At 56.8% G+C, this 20284-nt stretch carries 16 protein-coding genes and 1 pseudogene; 3 read left to right on the plus strand and 14 right to left on the minus strand.

Going from position 1 to position 20284, the window contains the following annotated elements; genetic code table 11:
- Positions 1–3 precede the first annotated feature (3 nt).
- The 4 genes from ASB58_RS14910 to ASB58_RS14925 form a co-directional block, all read right to left on the minus strand.
- On the minus strand, positions 4–252 hold the full coding sequence (locus ASB58_RS14910) for a DUF2933 domain-containing protein (RefSeq protein ID WP_003246761.1): 249 nt from the start codon (positions 250–252) through the stop codon (positions 4–6).
- 79 nt (positions 253–331) lie between these two features.
- Positions 332–865, minus strand: a complete 534-nt coding sequence (locus tag ASB58_RS14915; RefSeq protein WP_003246762.1) for a cupredoxin domain-containing protein — start codon at positions 863–865, stop codon at positions 332–334.
- A gap of 147 nt (positions 866–1012) precedes the next feature.
- Entirely contained in the window at positions 1013–1570 is a 558-nt protein-coding gene (locus ASB58_RS14920) for a cupredoxin domain-containing protein (protein ID WP_043242880.1), read from the minus strand.
- Positions 1571–1737: 167 nt separating this feature from the next.
- Complete coding sequence (locus tag ASB58_RS14925; RefSeq protein WP_118131425.1) at positions 1738–2097, minus strand: co-regulatory protein PtrA N-terminal domain-containing protein; 360 nt, start codon at positions 2095–2097, stop codon at positions 1738–1740.
- 207 nt (positions 2098–2304) lie between these two features.
- Between ASB58_RS14925 and ASB58_RS14930 the strand changes: the two genes are divergently transcribed.
- From ASB58_RS14930 to ASB58_RS14945, 3 genes and pseudogenes are all read left to right on the plus strand, one after another.
- Positions 2305–2982 carry a heavy metal response regulator transcription factor gene (locus tag ASB58_RS14930; protein WP_088278078.1) on the plus strand — a complete coding sequence of 226 codons (678 nt, stop codon included), beginning with the start codon at positions 2305–2307 and terminating at the stop codon, positions 2980–2982.
- Between the two features lie 2 nt (positions 2983–2984).
- Positions 2985–4361 carry a heavy metal sensor histidine kinase gene (locus tag ASB58_RS14935; RefSeq protein ID WP_172409682.1) on the plus strand — a complete coding sequence of 459 codons (1377 nt, stop codon included), beginning with the start codon at positions 2985–2987 and terminating at the stop codon, positions 4359–4361.
- 735 nt (positions 4362–5096) lie between these two features.
- Positions 5097–5873 (plus strand): annotated as a pseudogene (locus ASB58_RS14945) (phage integrase central domain-containing protein); the annotation flags it as partial.
- Positions 5874–6003: 130 nt separating this feature from the next.
- On the opposite strand, the gene ASB58_RS14950 reads toward ASB58_RS14945, so the two are convergent.
- From ASB58_RS14950 to ASB58_RS14995, 10 genes are all read right to left on the minus strand, one after another.
- Complete coding sequence (locus tag ASB58_RS14950) at positions 6004–7872, minus strand: sigma 54-interacting transcriptional regulator (protein WP_118131426.1); 1869 nt, start codon at positions 7870–7872, stop codon at positions 6004–6006.
- Positions 7873–7890: 18 nt separating this feature from the next.
- Positions 7891–8532: a 3-isopropylmalate dehydratase small subunit gene (leuD, locus tag ASB58_RS14955; RefSeq protein ID WP_202974641.1), complete on the minus strand. Its 642-nt coding sequence runs from the start codon at positions 8530–8532 to the stop codon at positions 7891–7893.
- Positions 8533–9945 (minus strand): 3-isopropylmalate dehydratase large subunit, encoded by a 1413-nt coding sequence (leuC, locus tag ASB58_RS14960; protein WP_118131427.1) that lies wholly within the window; start codon positions 9943–9945, stop codon positions 8533–8535.
- A gap of 28 nt (positions 9946–9973) precedes the next feature.
- Positions 9974–10279, minus strand: a complete 306-nt coding sequence (locus ASB58_RS14965; RefSeq protein WP_118131428.1) for an isopropylmalate isomerase — start codon at positions 10277–10279, stop codon at positions 9974–9976.
- A gap of 61 nt (positions 10280–10340) precedes the next feature.
- Entirely contained in the window at positions 10341–10931 is a 591-nt protein-coding gene (locus tag ASB58_RS14970) for an isochorismatase family protein (protein ID WP_118131429.1), read from the minus strand.
- 14 nt (positions 10932–10945) lie between these two features.
- The gene (locus ASB58_RS14975; protein ID WP_118131430.1) at positions 10946–12799 is read right to left on the minus strand and encodes a hydantoinase B/oxoprolinase family protein; all 1854 of its coding nucleotides are present in this window, start codon (positions 12797–12799) and stop codon (positions 10946–10948) included.
- Positions 12800–12803: 4 nt separating this feature from the next.
- Positions 12804–14873 carry a hydantoinase/oxoprolinase family protein gene (locus tag ASB58_RS14980; RefSeq protein WP_118131431.1) on the minus strand — a complete coding sequence of 690 codons (2070 nt, stop codon included), beginning with the start codon at positions 14871–14873 and terminating at the stop codon, positions 12804–12806.
- A 66-nt stretch (positions 14874–14939) separates the two neighbouring features.
- Positions 14940–16211: a DUF1329 domain-containing protein gene (locus tag ASB58_RS14985; protein WP_118131432.1), complete on the minus strand. Its 1272-nt coding sequence runs from the start codon at positions 16209–16211 to the stop codon at positions 14940–14942.
- A gap of 11 nt (positions 16212–16222) precedes the next feature.
- Positions 16223–17884, minus strand: coding sequence for a DUF1302 family protein (locus tag ASB58_RS14990; protein WP_202974642.1), 1662 nt, complete (start codon positions 17882–17884; stop codon positions 16223–16225).
- 3 nt (positions 17885–17887) lie between these two features.
- The gene (locus tag ASB58_RS14995; protein WP_118131433.1) at positions 17888–20281 is read right to left on the minus strand and encodes an efflux RND transporter permease subunit; all 2394 of its coding nucleotides are present in this window, start codon (positions 20279–20281) and stop codon (positions 17888–17890) included.
- Positions 20282–20284 lie beyond the last annotated feature (3 nt).

Raw genomic sequence — 20284 nt, forward strand, 5'->3', positions numbered from 1 at the left:
GATCTATGTCCTTTCTTCGTCCTTGGAAACAGCGGTGCTGCTGGAGTGGGAGTGCCCGCCGTGATTGTGGCCAAACAGATGCATCAGCGGGCATAGCAGCAGGATGAGGTACGGCAGGGCCTGCGAAAGATGACCGTAATGCTCACGCGCTACATAGAAGATGCCGATTACGGCCAGCATGATCAGCGCAATGCCAATCTTGCTCTTCCAAAAAGGCGGCTCAGTGGTACTGGTGTGATGGGTATGGTCCACGACAATAGCCTCGTTTCAATGGCGGCCGGATCAGTATAGGTGTCTCAGACTGGACGGAGTTTACGAGTATCAATAAACGTCAGCGTACGGTCACCTTACCGACCATTCCCGACTGATAATGTCCTGGAATATTGCAGGCGAACTCCAGTTCGGTGGCGGCGGAGAAGGTCCAGATCAACTCTTCGCGTGCTCCAGGTTCGACAAGAACACTGTTGGGGTCATCGTGTTCCATACCGACCATCTTCATGCCGCCCATGGCATGGCCCATATTGCTCATGTCATGTGCACCTGTAGGGGACAGCGTGCCGTTCTGAAACATCGCGGCCATCTCTTTCTGGTGCGCGGCATGGGATGCCGCTTTGCCAAGATTGAATTCGTGTAGCAGTGCACCGTCATTTTTCAGGACGAAGCGAACTGTCTCGCCTGCTTTGATCTCCATTGCTTTGGGTTCGAAGAAGATGTCCCCCATCCGGACTTCGATGGTGCGATCTACTGCCTGACCGTCTCCCGGTTGCCCAATACTGTCTTTCTTGTGGCCCGGGCTGGCCAGCGCATTGGCAGCACTGAGCAGCAAGCCAAGGGTGGTGATTATGAAAGCGGGTCTGAGTTTCATGGTGTGCCTCTGAGGTGTTGAGGAGGGATGAGTCCCGATGCTAATGAGGTGCAGCTGGCGGTACGCTGACGTGAAAACTACATCGCAGTAAGGTTCGTCAGATCGGTGCTACCCAGCTCGCGGCCAACGGGTAGCACCGATGCCGGACTAACGCAGAGCAAACTCACCGACCATCCCCGCCTGGTAATGCCCAGGCAATGTACAGGCGAAGCTCAAACTGCCCGCCTTAGGGAAGGTCCACACGAACTCTTTGGTTGTGCCGGGCTCGACGAGAACCGCGTTCGGGTCGTCATGCTTGGCTTTGATGACTTCCGGATAGCCTGGAGGGTTGGAGTCTCCCGTGCCATAACGCTCATGCCAGACAATGCGCTCGGCCATGCCGGTCGGGGTCAGTGTGCCGTCCTTGAACAAGGACGCCATCTTGCGCTGGTGCTCCAGCTGGGACGCTGCCTGCCCGATGTTGAACTCGTGCATCAACGCGCCCTCGTTCTTCAGAACGAAGCGCACGGTTTCACCTGGCTTCACATCGATCGTTTTCTGGCTGTAGTTGATGTCGTCCATCTTTACCAAGATGGTACGAGTCGCTGGCGTCGCCTGGGCCTGCTGCCCAATGCCATTGCTACTGCCGCCGACCTCGGCAAATGCCGGAAAGGTGGTGCTGATGAACAGAGTGCTGATCAGCAGTTTAAGGGGTAAGCGTTTCATGGTGAGACCTCGAGATGGGTGCTGGAAATCTCATGCTATTCCCCGCTTGCTGCCAGGCCGCTGACCCCAAAACTACAATTGCGTCAGCTGGGAAAAAGCACGGCGCCATAAAGGCGCCACTAGGCCGAAGGAGCAATCACGAAAGGCCTGTAAGATGGGGGAAATCTTTACTGATGGCATTCCTTGTCGGCCATCATCAGCTTGTGCTCTCGAATCATTTGACCCAGCACGTCGTCTACCAGCTTGTCATGCTTTTCCATCCAGGCCAGATGCTCTTCGGCAGACATGTTTGGCGCGGGATGTTCGTTGTGCAGCTGGCTCATGATGTCTTCGAGCATGTTCATATGCTCCTTCATGTGCACATGCCGCTCGCCGACCGAGGCCTTCTCCGCCTGGATCAGCACGGCTTCTGCTTTGTCGCGCATCTGCTGGATGCGCTCGAATACACGGTCGCTGCCCCCTTCGGCCCAAGCCATGGAAGACAGCAGTAGCGAACCAACCAGAAGCAAAGGTTTCAGCGATTTCATGGGCAGTCTCCATCAGTGCAAACTATGGCCGGCACCTCTGCTTTTGGTCTGTCGGGGGCCGAGAGCACAACCTAGTACTCATGCTTGCACCCTAGACAAGCCCACCCTGTCAGTGAGCTGAAGTCAGAATTACATTTTCGTAAGCTTCTGGTTGGGGCCGCGGTTTGCCTGCAAACTCAGGCCAACCGACTTTTGGAGTATGCACACATGAAACTACTGGTAGCTGAAGACGAACCCAAAACCGGTACGTACCTCCAGCAAGGTCTAACCGAGGCTGGGTTCAATGTCGACCGGGTTATGACCGGTACAGATGCCCTTCAGCATGCAATTAGCGAAGCCTATGACCTGCTAATTCTGGATGTAATGATGCCTGGGCTGGACGGTTGGGAAGTGCTGCGCATGTTGCGCGCAGCAGGAAAAGACGTCCCTGTACTGTTCTTGACGGCACGCGATGGTGTGGAAGACCGCGTTAAAGGGTTGGAGCTGGGTGCGGACGACTACCTGATCAAGCCATTTGCTTTCTCAGAGCTTCTGGCCAGGGTCAGAACGCTGTTGCGCAGAGGTAATGGTTCGCCGACGCAGACCACCATGAAAATTGCCGATCTGGAAGTCGATCTGATGAAGCGACGTGCTGTCCGGGGCGGGAAAAGAATTGACCTGACGGCGAAGGAATTTTCACTACTGGAGTTACTGCTGCGCCGACGCGGTGAAGTGCTCCCGAAGTCGCTGATTGCCTCTCAGGTTTGGGACATGAACTTCGACAGCGACACCAATGTCATTGAGGTCGCGGTACGCCGGCTACGCGCAAAAATCGATGACGATTTCGATCTCAAGCTGATTCATACCGCCCGCGGCATGGGGTACATGATGGATGCTCCGGAGTGAATATGAAGCACCTTTCGCTGACCGCACGCATGAGCTTGATGTTCATGTCCGCGGTAATTGCAGTCCTGACGGTAGCAGGGCTGAGTTTCAATATGCTCAGTCAGCACCATTTCAAGATGCTGGATCGGCAGGCCCTGGTGGAGAAACTCGAATCTACCAAACATCTCCTCAACAATGCCCGCGGTGAAGCGAGCCTTTCGGAAGAATTACCGCAGTTGCGGGCCTTGCTGGGAGCCCATCAGGACCTGGCGGCCACCATCCTGGCTAGCGACGACACAGTGTTATTTTCCGACCCCAGAGCAGTCGAGGTGCCTGAGCGCTTCAGGCGCGCAAATGAGCAGAACATGTGGGAGTGGCAGAACGGCCAGCACATGTACCGCGGTATGACGGCCCAAATCTCGGTAGCCGATCAACCTGAGCCTCTCACAGCCCTGCTGATTCTCGACGTAACCAATCACACACACTTCTTCGACACGCTGCAGCGATGGTTCTGGATTGGACTGATCATCAGTGCCTTGGTCAGTGCCGCGCTCGGCTGGGTGGTAGCTCGCAGTGGCCTCAAGCCTCTGCGGCAAGTCACTCGCGTGGCCTCCGGGATGTCCGCCCGATCATTGCAGGAGCGAATTCCTCTCGAACCAGTACCGCAAGAACTTCAGCAGTTAGTTCTGTCCTTCAACGCGATGCTGGCTCGACTTGAAGAGGCCTTCATTCGACTCTCCAACTTCTCGGCGGACATCGCACACGAACTACGAACGCCCGTCAGCAACCTCATGACCCATACTGAGGTGGTCTTGAGCCATAAGCGCGACATCACCGCATACGAGGAGAACCTCTACTCCAACTTGGAAGAATTGAAGCGCATGTCTCGAATGATTGATGACATGCTGTTCTTGGCCAAGGCTGATAATGGCTTAATCATCCCAGAGCAGGCCAGGATCGAACTGGCTGACGTAGTCTACAAGCTGTTTGACTACTACCACCTCCTAGCCGAAGAGCGTGGCATTGAGCTATCGCTCACAGGCACAGGCCAAGCGCAGGGGGATCGGCTGATGCTTGATCGCGCGCTATCCAATTTGCTATCTAATGCGCTGCGCTACACGCCGGCGGGAAAGACAATTTCGGTTCTGATCCGCCAGGCAGCGGACTCAACCACATTCAGCATCGAGAACCCAGGGGACACAATCAGCTCAGAGCATTTAGAGAAGCTCTTCGACCGATTTTACCGGGTCGACCCCGCTCGGCGGGAGGGAAGCCCGAGCAACGCCGGGCTCGGACTTGCCATCACCCGGTCCATCATTGAGGCTCACAAAGGCCGCATCTGGTGCACCTCAGCCGCTGGCCTCACGGGCTTTCACATCGAATTGCCCCATTCCAGATGATGCCGGTCTGGCGGTAAGTAGGCTACAGCTAACCGCTAGCCCAACTTAAAAGGGTGGGTGCAACTCGACTGAGCGCAGATTGCACTCGCCATCCAGATAGGCAACGAGCGGTGAGATGACACCAGAGCACCCCATTCGCTCTCGGGTAGTAGTTTATGAAGTTTGGAAACGGCATCCCCCACGCTTGCTTCGCCAACCCAATCCAATGCTCGAATGGCGTCTAGCCTCATGGGACAACACAAAAAAGATCCTGAGTTCAACTCCAAAAAAGGGATTTGAACCCATTAGCGCGGATGAAAATATCCACAACAGGGCAGCATGATCAACGCCGTGCGCGCTAGCCATTTACAACTAACGCAACACCGTTGCTGACAGGTGGAGCGCTTCTTAAGAGCCTCTCTGAATACTTGACACGCAGCCAAGATCCCATAATATCTACCGCACACTTTGTGAAATCCACCAAGTCCAGAGTTCGCACGAAAATTGACTAGGATCCCCGGAATAGAGCGCTCAAGCAAAGATAGATTGCAGCTCCCCCCGGCTCCACCAAATATACATCTAAGGGCGTCCACGGACGTCCTTTTTTGTGCCTGAATCAACCAAAAATCAATAACTTACGATAAACAGGCGTCCATTGACGTCCATGGGAAGCCACGCTTCCTGGCATTCCACATGGTATTCCATCCCTCCTCTGTTATTTTTTTGGAATACCAAACCACTGATGGAATACCAAGAATGGGCGCCAAAGCTGTACGCCTCACCGAAGCCAAGATTAAAAACGCCGCACCCAAAGCATCAGACTGCGTGCTAGGTGAAGGTGACGGCTTTCAGATGCGAGTGAGAAGCAATGGCTCCAGGCTGTGGAATTTCAACTATTACCACCCCGTAACCAAAAAAAGCATCAACATGGGGTTGGGAGCTTCCTAGAGACAAGCCTTGCTCAAGTCCGAAAGCTGACTATTGATGCAAGGCAACTCATTGCCCAAGGTCTGGCCCAAAGAAGAGGGTGACAACGCCAGGCAGCAACTGCGGGCCGCCAGCGAGCACACCCTGAGAAAGGTAGCTGAAGCCTGGTTCGACCTAAAAAAGGAAGGCGTCACCCAGGCATACGCTGAGGACATTTGGAGCTCGTTGACGTTGCACGTCTTTCCCGACCTAGGCCATCTGCAAATTTCCAGCATCACAGCGCCTAAAGTGATTGAGCTGCTTCGGCCACTGGAGACAAAAGGTAGCCTTGAAACCGTTAAGCGGTTGTCACAGCGCCTCAATGAAATCCTGACCTATGCCGTCAATTCAGGCCTCGTGCAAGCCAACCCTCTCAGCGGGATCAGGGCAGTATTCAAGAAGCCCAAAAAGAAGAATATGGCAGCTCTGAATCCGGATGAGCTACCTGAGCTCATGGTTGCTATTGCCAATGCCAGTATAAAGCGCACCACAAGGGCGCTCATTGAATGGCAGTTGCACACCATGACCCGCCCAGCGGAAGCTGCTACGACATGCTGGGCTGATATCTACTGAGTACCCCTGTAGCTCCCGGCTCGGCAGCTACACCTCACGAGGCGACCAACCTCAATCGGTCTCTGAAACCGGTACCTTTGAAGAAGGGGTAGAAACCGAGTCAGCATAGAGTACGGAGACCCCCTCACTGGGATATCTGCTTCAATCGTCGCCATAGTGTAGTCTGACTTATACCTAGGTACTCGGCCGTTTGAGTCTTGTTGCCGCTAAAACGCTCAAGAGCTCGAACTATCTCTTCATGCTCTAGCTGCTGCAGGTGACCATGCGGTTCCTCTATGGTAGCGTCGGCACTGTGTAGGCGGTCAAATATCTCCGGCACCAAGCGTGGCAGAGCTTCCTTAAAGTGACTGATGTTGCCAAAGAGCGAGTAAGATACAACTAGCCGCTCAAGCAGATTTTCAAGCTGCCTGACGTTACCCGGCCATTCAAAGAGCCGGAAAGACGGAAGCAGTGCCTCTCTGAAGTCCTGCTGATTGATCGATAACTGATATTGCTCGCACAAACGCTCGGCGAAATAGTCGACAAGCAGAGGGAGGTCGTCAAGGCGCTCTCGTAAACAAGGCAATTTAATTGTGAATATGTTCAAACGGTAATAAAGGTCCTCACGAAAACGTCCCGCACTCACCTCAGCATGAAGATCCAGATTACACGCCGCAACAAACTTGATATCCAAAGCAATGGAACGCTTGGAGCCCACGGGCCTAATCTCCCTTTCCTGCAAAACCCGCAGTAGCTTTGCTTGCTGAGGCATAGGCATGGCGTTAATTTCATCGAGGAAGAAGGTGCCGTGATTTGCCGCCTCGAGTAGGCCTGATTTGCCGCCACTACGTGAGTGCGTAAAGGCACCATCAGCGTAGCCAAATAGCTCTGCCTCAAACAGTTCGCTGGGTATCGCTGCACAGTTTACAGCGATAAAAGGTCCATCGGGATGCTGGCTGGCGGCATGAATCTCCCGGGCGGCAAGCTCCTTGCCAGTGCCAGTCTCGCCCCGAAGCAACACGGTTCCAGGGGTAGCACCATACATGCGCAATAGCTGGTGTAATTCAGCCATTGGCGCCGAACTGAAAACCAGGCGGCGACCATCTGGAGAGCTGCTGCTACTGCGCACAGGACTGGGGTGCAGGTTGAACAGATAGCCGATACGCTCCTTGTTCAGATCAAAAGGGTCTTTGCTTATACGCACCAGTCGGTCGCCCAGGTTCACCCCTTCGACCATCAATTGCGACTGCTGCACAAAGCGTGCATCCAGATATTGCTCAATCGAGCGGTTTGCTGCGAGGTCAGGGAGCAAATGCTTTGCCATTGAATTGAAAGACACTACGTCGCCGCGACGATTGGTCAGAATCTGCGCGTAAGGACTATGCTCCACCAGAAACTGGGTGAGAGCAGACTGTTGTACGGAGCGCTTGTGACGGCCCGCAAGGCGCACTGCCTTGCGGATCAGGTTACGACAGGACTCCTTGGAATAGAGAAGCACATAGGGAAACCCCATCTGCTCTGCAAGGTCGCACACATAGCTTGACCCAACCACTACATCGCAGCCCTCCGAGCGCATACTGTGGAAAACTTCCCGCGCCTCTTCGGCGTTCGAGTAGGTGCGATGCACGACCTCAAGATCATCCAGCGCTCGCACGAACTCGATATTGGTTTCCTGCCGTGTGTAGGTCAGCAGTAAAATTCGGGAGCCATACCGCCGAGCTTTGAGAATGGCCGATATCTGGTCTGCCTGCTCTACCTTGAGTGCTACCACCGGCATAGGTAGGGTATCTTGCAGATAGAACGCGTTTGCCCCGGCGCTGATGAAAATATCTACCTGATTGCGCTCAACCCGCTCTCGAGCCGCCTTGACGGCATCAAAGAAGACATTGTCGATAATGGTGATTTCTGCGGCAGACTCAAATTCCGGGATCAGACTATGCACCATCTGGCTGAATTTGGAGTTACCCAGCATGCAGATGCGCACGCGCGATTGCTCTTCGTTCGCGAAGTTCATGGCTGCCTCTTCTTTTAATTATTCAAACAGCCAGGGCTCTATGGCCCTGCGCCTTTCCTCGTAAGCCTTTATGCTGGCACTGCGTTCTAGGGTCAAGCCTATTTCATCCAGGCCTTTAATGAGGGCTTGGGCACGCCCCTCATCAAGCTGGAACTCCCATGTTTCATCGGCACAGCGCATCACACCGCGCCCTACATCCGCTTCCAACATAACCCCCGGTTCATCGCGGGCCAGGGTCAGGAGATGATCGACCACTTCCTCGGGTTGAGTAATCGGCAACAGACCGTTGTTAAAGCAGTTGTTGCGGAAAATATCGCCGAAACTGGGGGCCACCAGCACCCGAATACCGAAGTCCCGTAAAGCCCAAACCGCGTGCTCCCGGCTGGAGCCGCAGCCGAAGTTGTTGCCGGCGAGCAGAACTGTACCGCGATCGTAGGGGGCCTGATTGAGTATGCAATCCGGGTTTTGCCGACGCGTTTCCACTGACACGTCCAGATCCCCAACGTCCAAGTAACGCTCATCGTCGAACAGGTATTCTCCGTAGCCCTCACCTTCGAGCTTCTTAAGATATTGTTTCGGCAGAATGGCGTCCGTATCGATGTTACCGCGGCCCATGGGAATCATGATTCCGCGGTGCTCTATCAAGGGTTCAATAGCCATTCACAGCTCCCTATGGTCACAGATGAAACCGCTGACTGCCGCCGCTGCGGCCATTTGCGGGCTCATCAGATGAGTGCGTCCGCCCTTGCCTTGCCGTCCCTCGAAATTGCGATTCGAGGTCGAGGCGCAGCGCTCACCATGCAAGAGTCGATCCGGGTTCATGCCCAGGCACATCGAACAGCCCGGGGCGCGCCATTCGAAGCCTGCGGCGGTGAATGTCTCGTCCAGCCCTTCCCGTTCCGCTTGCAGCCGCACCAGGCCGGAGCCGGGAACAACCATTGCCTGACGTATCCGGCCCGCCAATCGTTTGCCGCGCACCACCGCCGCAGCCGCTCGCAGATCCTCGATCCGCGCGTTGGTACAGGAGCCGATGAAGACCCGATCTATCGGCAATCCCTGCAGGGGCGTGTTTGCCGCCAGTCCCATGTACTCAAGGGCTCGCTCCAGGCCAAGCCGCCGGCCTTTGTCTGGCTCCTGTTGCGGGTCGGGCACCATGCCGCTGATGGGTCCGACCATTTCCGGCGATGTGCCCCAGGTTACCTGAGGATCGATGGCGCCAGCGTCGATCTGGTGTAGCGCATCGAAACGGCTACCGGGATCGGAGTAAAGCGTGCGCCAGTACTGCACAGCCCGATCCCAGGCATCCCCTTTTGGAGCGTATGGCCGGCCTTCCAGGTAGGCTTCCGTCACCTCGTCGTAGGCTACCAAGCCGACACGCGCTCCTGCCTCGATACTCATATTGCACAGGGTCATGCGTGCTTCCATGCTCAGCTTGCTGATGGTCTCACCGGCATACTCGATAGCGTGACCGCTACCGCCGGAGGTACCGATGCGACCGATGATATGCAGGATCAGGTCTTTCGCAGTCACACCCGCGGGCAACTTTCCCTGCACCAGCACGCGCATATTCAGCAGTTTGCGAGAACGTAAGGTCTGGGTCGCCAGGACGTGCTCCACTTCGCTACTGCCGACGCCCTGGGCCAAGGCTGCCAGTGCGCCGTGGGTAGCAGTGTGCGAATCACCGCACACCAGGGTCATGCCCGGCAACGTCAGCCCCTGCTCGGGACCAATCACATGCACGATACCCTGGCGCTGGTCCTGCAAATTGAAGAGCGGGATACGATGGGTCTCGCAGTTCGCCTCCAGGGTACTGACCTGTAGTCGCGCCAGCGGGTCGGCAATGCCCTGCACGCCCAGCTCGCGATATTGTGTGGGTACCGCATGGTCCGGCACAGCCAGGTTGGTGCTCAGGCGCCAGACTGGCCGTGCGTTTTTCTGTAAACCAGAGAACGCCTGCGGAGTCGTCACCTCATGCAGCAGATGACGATCGATATACAGCAAGGCGCTGCCATCGGGGAGTTCGTCCACCACATGGCGTGCCCACAATTTGTCGTAGAGAGTCATGCTATTCATTCTGTTCGCCCCGTTTTCGATAGAGAGCTCACTGCCCGTCCCAGGGCACCCACTGGTAGAGGTCCTCCCCATGGGTCGCTGTCACACGGTATCCGCAATAGCTATCGAGCTTTCCGCCTGGTAGCGGGTCGATCATGCAATTGGGTTTGCTGCACGCCTGCGGATCCGCACCTGCAGCCATCATTTGCGCGCGCACCGCTTCCAGATTCTGCTGATAGCTAGCCGGCAGGGGCGTTTCGCTACTCATTGCCTGAACGTTCGCCTTGAAGAGCGCCACCCAGGTATTACGAAATTCCCGACACATCGCCGGCTCAGAGGACAGCCGGGTCTGCATCGCAGCCTGACCCTCACGGGTAGGCCCTGCGGCACAGCCTGCGAGGACGATAACACCCAGGCTAAGCGAGCAAAGACAAACACGCTTCCAGGTTGACAACATCTGCATACTTGATCCCCATATCTTTCAGGTTGGCGTTGTGAGCGCCCTGGTCGCGGTCGCCTACCGCTTCCTGGGGTACCAGCACGCGAAAGTCATGCTGCAGGGCATCGACCACGGTCGCGCGCACGCAACCGCTGGTTGTCAGGCCGGTTACGACCACCCCATCCACCTGCTGCTGACGCAGACGCTCGGCAAGGTCGGTCCCGAAGAAGAAGCTGGCACCGTGTTTTACGATCACCTGTTCGCCGTCCAGCGGCGATACCCGCGGATCGATCTGGACCAGCTCGCTGCCGTGACTCAGTATGTCGAGTACGGGTATTTTTTCGCGAAAGACAGCCGACTGCTCCGGGCTGTCGTACATGACCGTAGAGAAGAACACCGGCAATCCCCGCGACCGAAAGGCCGTCAACAGGGTTTGATTGGCCTCGATGACCGCGTCCACCGGTGCGGCCAGCGGACTTCTGGCCGGATCGGTGAACCCGATGGAGAGGTCCACAAGCAATAACGCGTAGCGCTTGGCCGGTTTGAGCATCTGTGAATCCAACCCCATCGGACTCACCTCTCTCAAGCCCAGACCGGCGTAGCGGGAGCGGGCAGCCCCGTTTCCGCCAGGCAGCGTGATTTGATTTCATCGATAGTGCCGCCGCGATCAAAGAGCTCGACCTCGCCGCGCTCACTGGCCATTTTCTGGCGCAGTTCAGCGGTCTCGATTGCATCGACCTGCCCGTCCTTGATGATCACGCCATAGCGGCGCGCCCCTTCCACACTGACCAGCCCCCGTTCAATGTCCACCAGCACCATGGCCGGATCACGCTGGAGAGGGTCACCCCAGCCGCCGCCCCCCCAGGTATCAAAGACGATCAGGTCGCCCTTTTTCACCTGCACACGGTCACACTTGGAAGGCAGGATTTCGCGGCTGCCATCAGCGCGAATCAGTTCCTTGCGACTGCGCTGGCCGGGCGCTCCGCCGTTTACCCCCCAGGGATAAGTCAACCAGCGATCGTCGTGGATCGATACCTGACCATCGGCAAGCAGACGGTAGGAGGTGCGCAGGCCATTACCCCCGCGGTGCAGTCCGGCACCTCCGGAGTCGGCCAGGGTCTCGTATACCTCGACCCGCAGCGGGAAGTAGGCTTCGATGAATTCGTTGGGGACGTTGGTGAAGCCCGGCCACAGCGAGTGGCCATCCGGTCCGTCACCCACCGGGCGACCAGGAATGCCGCCAAAACCGATCTGGAACAACTGGAACCATTCGTCCTTGTCGTCGTAACCGGAATACATGAAGTGCGGGGAGTCGGAGAAGCCTGCCGCACTCATGGCATCTGGCGTTCCCTGGCCGAGCAGGCCGCCCATGATGTCGAAAATCCGACCAAGCAGGTGGGTACGGCATGACAGGGCAGCCGGCTCCTTGGGCTTAAGAATCGAGCCTTCGGGTATGCGCACATCAACCAGCTCATAGAAACCGTCGTTAAACAGGATCGAGGGATCGAAGAGATTGATGATGAAAGCGCCGAAGAACATTTTGAACATTTCTTCGTTGACGTAGAAGTTCACCGATGAGGGTGCCTGCGGGTCGGTACCGGCAAAGTCGAAGATGGCCTTGTCACCCTCGCGCCAGAACGAGCAGCGCAGGGTATAGGGGCCCAGACCAACGCCGTCATCACAGATGTAATCTTCAAAGCTGCGCTTGGTTTCCGGCACGACCATGCGGATGATTTCCTTCATCGCCACATAGTTCCGGTCCAGCATCATGCCCAGTGCGCTGGAGAAGATATCATCGCCGAATCGGTCGGCCAGTTCGACACAACGTTTGCCCGCGGTGCGGCAGGCAGCAATGATCGCGTTAAGGTCAGAGCGGTTCCAGCCGGGCATGCGCACATTGTGCAGGATCACTTCCAGCACATCGCTGCTCAGTTCGCCTTTCTTGTAGATCTTGATCGGAGGAATACGGATACCTTCCTCGTGAATCGAGCGGGCATCTACCGGTAGACTGCCCGGCACCTTGCCACCGACATCACTCATATGCCCGAACATGGCCGACCAGTTGATGATGCGACCGCCCTTGAAAACTGGGACCAGCACCAGCCAGTCAGGCAGATGGCTGACGGCGCCCTTGCACATGTAGGGGTCGTTGGTCAGGAAGATGTCGCCCTCTTCCACTGTACCGTTATAGGCCTCAAGGAAGCCGGTGATGAAAGAACCGAACTGGCCGACCACCATCTTGCCCTCGTGGTTGGCAATCATCGGGAAGGCATCGCCCTGCTCTCGGATGCCCGGGCTCATGGCGGTGCGGATCAATACGGCATCCATTTCATTGCGGGCATTTCCCATGGCATTTTCAATGATGTCCAGGGTCACGGTATCAACCGCGATGCGCTTGAGTGGCTGGGTATTGGGCTGAATCAGTTGAGCAGGCATCTCTTCACTCCTTGCTCGTGGAAACGGGATTTATAAGCAGATTGCCGATGTGATCGACACGGGCATCAAAACCAGGGAAGACAACGGTAGTGGAATCCATCTCCATGACGATGGCCGGTCCCGGAACAACGTCCCCCGGGCTGAGCTTCTCACGCTGATAGAGCGTCGCGTCGTGATGGACACCCTGGTAATAAAGCGGCGATTTATCGACGATCGCGTCTTCGAGCCTGGTCGCCCCTGCAGCACGGTCGCGTTCGGTGATATTCGGGCGCGGGGCTCGGGCGATGGCACGCAGATTGACCAGCTCCTGGCTTTCATCCAAGGCGAAGGAGAAGAGCTGTTCATGTTCGGCGTCGAACGCCTTGCCCAGGCGCTCCAGACCATCCTGCTCAAAGTCGGCGAGATCAACTTCGAGAGTCAGCAGCAACGCCTGCCCCTGATAGCGGATATCGGCTTCGTAATTGAGCTGTTGCTTTTCCGCGGGGATGTCCTGTGCGGCCAGTGATGACTTGACGGTATCTGCCAACTGATGGAAATACCCGACCACGGAGCTGTTATCCAACTCGCTGAAGCGCTTGATCAGGGACCGGGACGCTTCGTCCTTGACCCGCGTTGTGGCATCTCCGTATGCGCACAAGACCCCCGGACCGGGCGGTACGATAACCGGCCAGGCGTCCATCAGAATACCCAGCGCGTTGGCATGCAAGGGACCAGCACCACCGAAGCCGCAGAGGGCAAAATCGCGAGGGTCATAGCCCTGCTCGACAGAGATCAGACGTAGAGCGCCGAACATGTGCTCGTTAGCGATCCGCGTGATGCCCTCTGCAGCTTCGTAGATGTCGATACCCATGGCGTCGGCTACTTCTTGAACCGCTGCGGTTGCCAGATCCTTGCGTACCAGCATGTCACCACCCAGCTTCTGACTGGCTGGCAGGTAGCCCAGCACCACATTAGCATCGGTCACCGTGGCCTTGGTGCCGCCTCGGTTGTACGCTGCGGGACCGGGTACTGCGCCAGCACTCCCGGGACCCACGCGCAAGGCTCGGGTAAGCTCGGGCACAAACGCAATCGAGCCGCCACCCGCACCGACCGTCCGCACGTCCACGGAGGGTGCACGCACCGCCACATCGCCTACGCTGGTTTCCCGGCGGATCCGCGCGCTATTGTTTTCTATCAAAGCCACGTCGGTGGAGGTGCCGCCAACATCGAAGGTAAGCACTTTGTCGAAGCCGCCACGCGAACAGAACCAGATTGCGCCTGCCACGCCACCGGCCGGCCCCGACAGCAACAGGTTGACCGGAGCTTCGGAAGCGGACTGGCTGGTTGCCAGCCCTCCGTCTGAACGCAGAATCGACAGCTGCACCTGGGGGTGCAGGCGGGCTGATAGCTCTTCCTGCAGATGATCGAGATAATTGGCTACTTCGGGTCGGACGTAACTGTTCACGACAGTCGTCTCGGTACGCTCATATTCCTGCATCTCGGGGACCACGACTGAAGACAGCGAAATCGGGACATCAGGCATTACACGCCTCGCAATCGCGAGTACCGCCCGTTCATGCGCATCATTCGCATAAGCATTGATCAGACTGATGGTCAGGGCCTGAATCCCCTTTTCCGCCAGAGCCTCTAGGTCGGCACGCAATGACTCCTCATCCAGAGGAGTAATCACTTCCCCCTTGGCCCCGATGCGCTCCCTGGCTTCGATGGTCAATTCAAGGGGAGCAAGCAGCTCACGCTTGTTGAAGGTAACCCACCCGCCAAGCCCGCCGGGTACAAAAGACCGGGCGATATGCAGGACCTGCTTGTAGCCTGCTGTCGTAACCAGGCCTACCTTTGCCCCGCGACGGGTCAGAATCGCGTTGGTCGCCACGGTTGTCCCATGCATGACATAACGTATTTCCCGGGGCCCGACTCCAGAGGTTCGGCAAATCTTTTCAATCCCGTTCAACACCGCTTCAGAGGGATCCGTGGGGGTCGAGGGAACCTTTGCGGTATAGCTGGCGCCGGTCTCATCATTGATCAACAACAGGTCGGTGAACGTACCACCGACATCGACACCAAGTCGGTAACTCATAGTGGCTCCTAGGCATTATCTGCGCCTGGGCGTGGCCGATGCAGCCACGCCAGGACTCTTCTTTTTTTAACGGGCCGCGGCTCTTTCAAGCACGCTCAGGCTGACATCATCGGCAGTGATACCGGGGGTGTTCATCTTCCACGAGGGGTGCGAGAGAAACACTGTGCCGTGCCGACGCTGGTAGTCCAGGGAGAAACCTGCCGCTGAGTAGATCGCATTGTCGCCGTCCTCAGTTTCCATGGTACCCAGCGCAAAGTTGAAGAACTTCCAGAAGTCACCTTTGCGATCGTAAGCCTCGGAAAGGTAGAAGCGGGGAAATTCGACATCCATGTACATCACTTTCTTGCTGTACGGGTGCTCTGGCGGTGTAATGGCCTCGATGACCCAGACGTCCCGCGGCTCCCACCCGGCGGTCGGGTTCCAATACGGGGCGTTGGCCAGGTCGACGATGGGATAGGCGGCATCGCCGCTCGCGGATTCATCCCAGCTTGGCGTGTCGGCATTGGCGATCACGAGAATGCGGCGCTTGCCCAGCAGACGATATTCCGGATACCAGGTAGGGTGTGCATTGAAGATCTCGATGTCGTCATTCAGCTGATCTGTGCCACCGATGGGGTCCATCCAGGCCCCACCGGACAGACGGCGGGTGCGGCGTACCGACTTGAGGTAGGCCCATGAGTCTTCCAGCTTGGGCGAGTCGTAGCGCTGGGTGAACACGCCGAGTCCGCGAATATCATTGGGGTATGTTGCGTAGAGCAAGGTCTTGTGGAATATCTCGCCGTCGCCATCAACTGGACCGTCCTCACCTAGCCGGCCTTTCATGTAGTAGCGCAGAAAAGTCCAGTTCTGCACCCGCTCCAGACCCCGCTCCTCATCAACGAAAAGAAAGGCGAACTTGGGATAGTCCTGGGTGTTCTTTACCGGCTGAGCGTAATTGTGGTTCCAGATCAGCTTGTCGGCCGCATGGGGGTCATCGGCATCAACGTCGGGGAACGGAATACCGGCTACCCAGCCTTCAACCATGCGTGTGTCGGGGTTGTAAGTAGCCTTGCCCCGGTTGGCTTCGGTTGCCGCCAGATAGTCACGTCCGAGCTTGATCGGCTCCGACGCCTTGAGGCGAATGGTAAGACCCTCGCTGCGGATCAGTAGCTGTACCTTTTCCGTCAGCAGATCGCTAAGCGGTGTACTTTCAAAGGTATCGCTCAGATGCTGGTCGATGTTGGTCGCCGAAATGACAGTACCCGGATTCAGCTCGGCAGCCCAGGCCGTCTGCCCCAGGCTCCATACCAGGCCGCAGCCCAGAACCAGACCTTTAAGTGCGGAGATACTTGTTTTCATTGTTCGCTTCCTCAGAACTGGTAAGTGATACGCAGGGCCAACTGATCGTTGCCTGCGAAATAGCCGAACAGGTTGGTATCGTTGAAACCCGCCAGCGTGTTTTTCTGGCTCTTTTGGTCGAAGAAGATGTCGGCTTCAGCGCGGAAGCGCCAATGGTCGCCATAGATGTACTCGACGCTGGGAATGACAAAACCGCCGCCATACGTCAGATCCGTACCCACCGCCAGGGTCGGGTTGATCCGGTCGTTGGAGTAGTTCATTGCCAGGATGCCGGTGATGATCGCGCTATGCTCTTCGGTCTCGCCGCTGAACCCGGCCAGATTCACGACCCCATCGCTCTTGTCGTAATTGGTTATCCAGGTATCGAACAGCTGTACGGAGAAAAAGGAAGGCCGGCTGGTGCCGATGTAAGATTGCAGATTGACCTGCTTGTCGAGGCGGAACATGGTCTTGACCACGTCCTTCTCGGTGATCCCACAGAAACCCGGAAAAAATCCGCAACCCCCGGCTTCACCCGCAGCGACGCCCACGTTGTAAGGGTTATCGGGAATGTAGGAGACCTCGGTGGAAAACACCGCATCGATGCCTTCGATGTAACGGTTGGCGGTCACGCCGAAGACGTCGATCTGAGGGAATATCAACTCGCCAACGGACGCTGCCGGATCGGACTGATAGTCGCCTTTATAGGCTCCGAGGAACTGCTCGCCGTTCGCCCCATCGCCATTGGCTGCAGGATTGGGGTTGATGACCGGCACCTGTGCAGGGCCACGGAACCAGCCCAGCGAATACCCCCAATCCCCATAGAGTCCGCTCCAGCGGAAGCCGAAGGCCGCGTCGTCCGCGTCAGCAGCCTTGTGGTCATAGTTATACGGAACGTTGGCACCGAAGGGAGCTGACTCGAATGTCAGACCTTTGTTGGGGTTATTGGCCCAACGCCCGCCTTCCACGTCGTAGCTGTTGCCGCGTTGATCAGCGGCGTTCATGCGACCCGGTATGTAGAGCAACTGCAGGCTGCCGTCGACACTGTCAAAGCGCTCGGTAAAATTGACCATCCACAGCGGCTTGCGCAGTTCCTCGTTCTCGGGCTCAAGAAAGGACCGCCAGCGGAAATCGTAGCCATGTATCACATCGAAGGACTGAAAGAAGTCCGTCTCCCCCCAGACCACCTGTTGTTTGCCCAGTTTCAGGGTGCTGCTGGGGCGAATGTCGGTCTGCCACCAGAATTCGCGTATCTCGGCCTCGTTATAGACATCGTCCATCAAATCGACACCGGATTTATTCGCCCCTCCGGTCTGGGCCCACTGATCCATGACCTCCTGCAAATCTTCGAGATAGTCAGTCTCGTATTCCTGGGCTACCCGACCGGAAATAAACAGCTGAGAGTTGCCCATATCCTTGTACAGGTTCAGCTTGCCCACCGATCGAGCCATGGAGAGGTCGTACTTATAGTCACCCTTGCTCGTCGTCCCTCCAGTTGCAGGGTCCCCCAGATAGGGATCTTCAAGATTAAAAGACAGATACTGACGCAGGTAGCCATGCACCTCCCAGCCTTCTAAAAAACCTTCCTGCGCACTTACCATTCCGCTCTGTCCCGCAGTTACCATAAGCACCGCAGCTGAAAGTAACGAACGGCGTGCGAACTCGGTGTTCCTGTTGTTCTTTTTCGCGCTCATTTTTTAGTTCCCGATCGATTTAGGTTGGTTACTACGCTCCGATACCGCCGGGGCGCTATTCGCCTGACCATGCCCGAACACGAATGCCGGTTTGAGCACGAGGGCTAGCGAAGGCATGACGAAAAGTGAGGTGAACGCTGAGGTGACAAGCCAGAGACCAATCAGCATCCCCATCTCCGCCTGAAAACGAAGTGACGAAAAGGACCAGAAGAGCACCCCCGCAGCCAAGGTCACCGAGGTGAGCAGCACCCCTCGCCCGGCAGAGTAGAGAGCCTGCACCACGGCCTCCTCCGGGGACGCCATGGGGTTCTTTTCCAGGTACTCTTTGATCGAATCGATGATGTAAAAGGCGTAATCGACGCCCAGGCCGATGCCCAGGGCGACCACCGGAATCGTACTGATGCTCATGCCAATATCGTTGAAGGCCATGAAGGCAAAGGTCACGACATTGGAAATCACCACGGGGACGATAAAGAATATGCCGCTGGCTGAAGACCGGTAGACCAGCACACAGCACATAACTACCACCAGCAGTGCGAGACAGATCGCCTCGATCTGGTCAGCCAGGAGAATTTCGTTCACCGCGGCAATGATGCCGAGCACCCCCCCTGCCAGGCGCACATCCGCACCCTCAAGCGGGTTGTCGGTAATGAACTGGTTGGCATGGTAGGTGGCGTTACGAAGCGTATCGCCCTTGTGGTCACGGAAGTACAGCGTCACGGCCCCGTTCTGGAATCGGGCATCGGTGAACTGTGCCAGGTCGTCAGGATCGATGCCCTGGGCGTAGAAGCTGATCAGCTCACCATTTTCCTCAAGCGTGGCACCCAGTTCCCGGTAACGTGGGTTACCCTCAAACAGGTTGCGCCGCACATCAACCACGATGTCAGCCAGGGAAACACTACCGCCTATCTCCGGCATCCGCTCCATGTAGCGGGAAAAGTCCTGCATCCATTGCAGAATTTCCGGTGATTTGAGGCCATCCTCATCACGCGCCTCGACCACAACGAACATCTGTTCGGAACCGGGATACAGCTCGTTTATCAGCGCACTGTCGCGATTGAAGTCGGAGTCTTCCCAGAGAATCGGTGAGCCATGGCTGGCATCACCTATGGTCAGATCAAGCGCCTTATAGGCGCAGGCCAGGGTTAGAACGGCAGCCAGCGGGAGCACGATGAAGCGAGCGCGGGTGCGCACGACCTTCTCGGTCAGTCCGAGTATGCCCCTGAGAACGCCGTCGACCTTTACCGGATGAGCAAAGCGCAGAGGAGCGCGCACCCAAGACAGCAGCACAGGAGTCAACACCACGGCAGAAATACAGATGGTCATTACCCAGATGGTGGCGAGAATAGCGACCTTCTGCAGTAATGGAATTGGCGTGGCTATCACGCACAATATCGCGCCAGCATCCGAAACTATGCCCAGCAGACCGGGGCGGAACAGCTCACGCATGGTCATTTCTGCGGCGACTCGCGGTTCAAAACCGGCGTCCCCCAGATCGTCAAAGCGCACGATCATCTGCACCGCGTGAGAGAAACACCGGGCCGTGATGATGAAGGCGACAACAATGACCAGAGGGTCAAAGTTGAAACCCAGCAGAACGCCCGTACCCAGCGCCCAGATACAACTGACCAGGCCGCTGATCAGCGGCAGGACAGTGCCTCGCCAGGTTCGATTCATCAGGAAGAGCAAGGCCAGCATCGCGATCAGCGATATCATCGAGATGGTGAAGGTTTCTCCCAAATGATGGTTTACCCAGCCATACAGGATCGGCTCACCGACCATGTGCAGGCTGACCTGATCCGCAATGGGCGACGCATCGAGCAGGCCCTGGATCTCTGGAAAGATCTTGGTGTAGTCCACCAGTTGGTCGTAGAAGTCGACCTGGATCTGGGTCGAGCCAAGATTGTTGTCGACGTAGATGCCATACACCAGGGGGTTGTTCAGTACCGCTTGCCTCAGGGCCTGCACCTCTTCCTGACTGCTGGGAAGCTCTGGCCACATCAACGGCAGGGTCTCGATTCCTTCACTGGAAGCATTGACTCGCTTTAGCTTGCGACTGGCGATAGACACGATCTGTGTGGAGTTGACACCGGTAATCTGGGTAAGCCCCTGGGTGATACGCTGCACTTCTTCCAGCACGGGAATCCGGAAGATTTCGCCCTCGTTGACCTTGAGCAGGATGGTGACCTTGTTGCTGCCGGCAAAGGTATCGCGGTAGCGTTCATGTACCTGCACATAGGGATGATCGTGGGGCACCATATCGCTGAAGACGGTACGTACATCGATTCGCGTCAGGGTTGAAGCCATCGCCAGGGTAGCCAACGCAATAACAACGCTGACCACGACCCGATGCCGAATACAGAACTCTGAAAAGCGGCTAGCCAGATTGGTTGACATGTC

Source organism: Pseudomonas abyssi, assembly GCF_003444685.1.
Classification (GTDB): Bacteria; Pseudomonadota; Gammaproteobacteria; order Pseudomonadales; family Pseudomonadaceae; genus Halopseudomonas; species Halopseudomonas abyssi.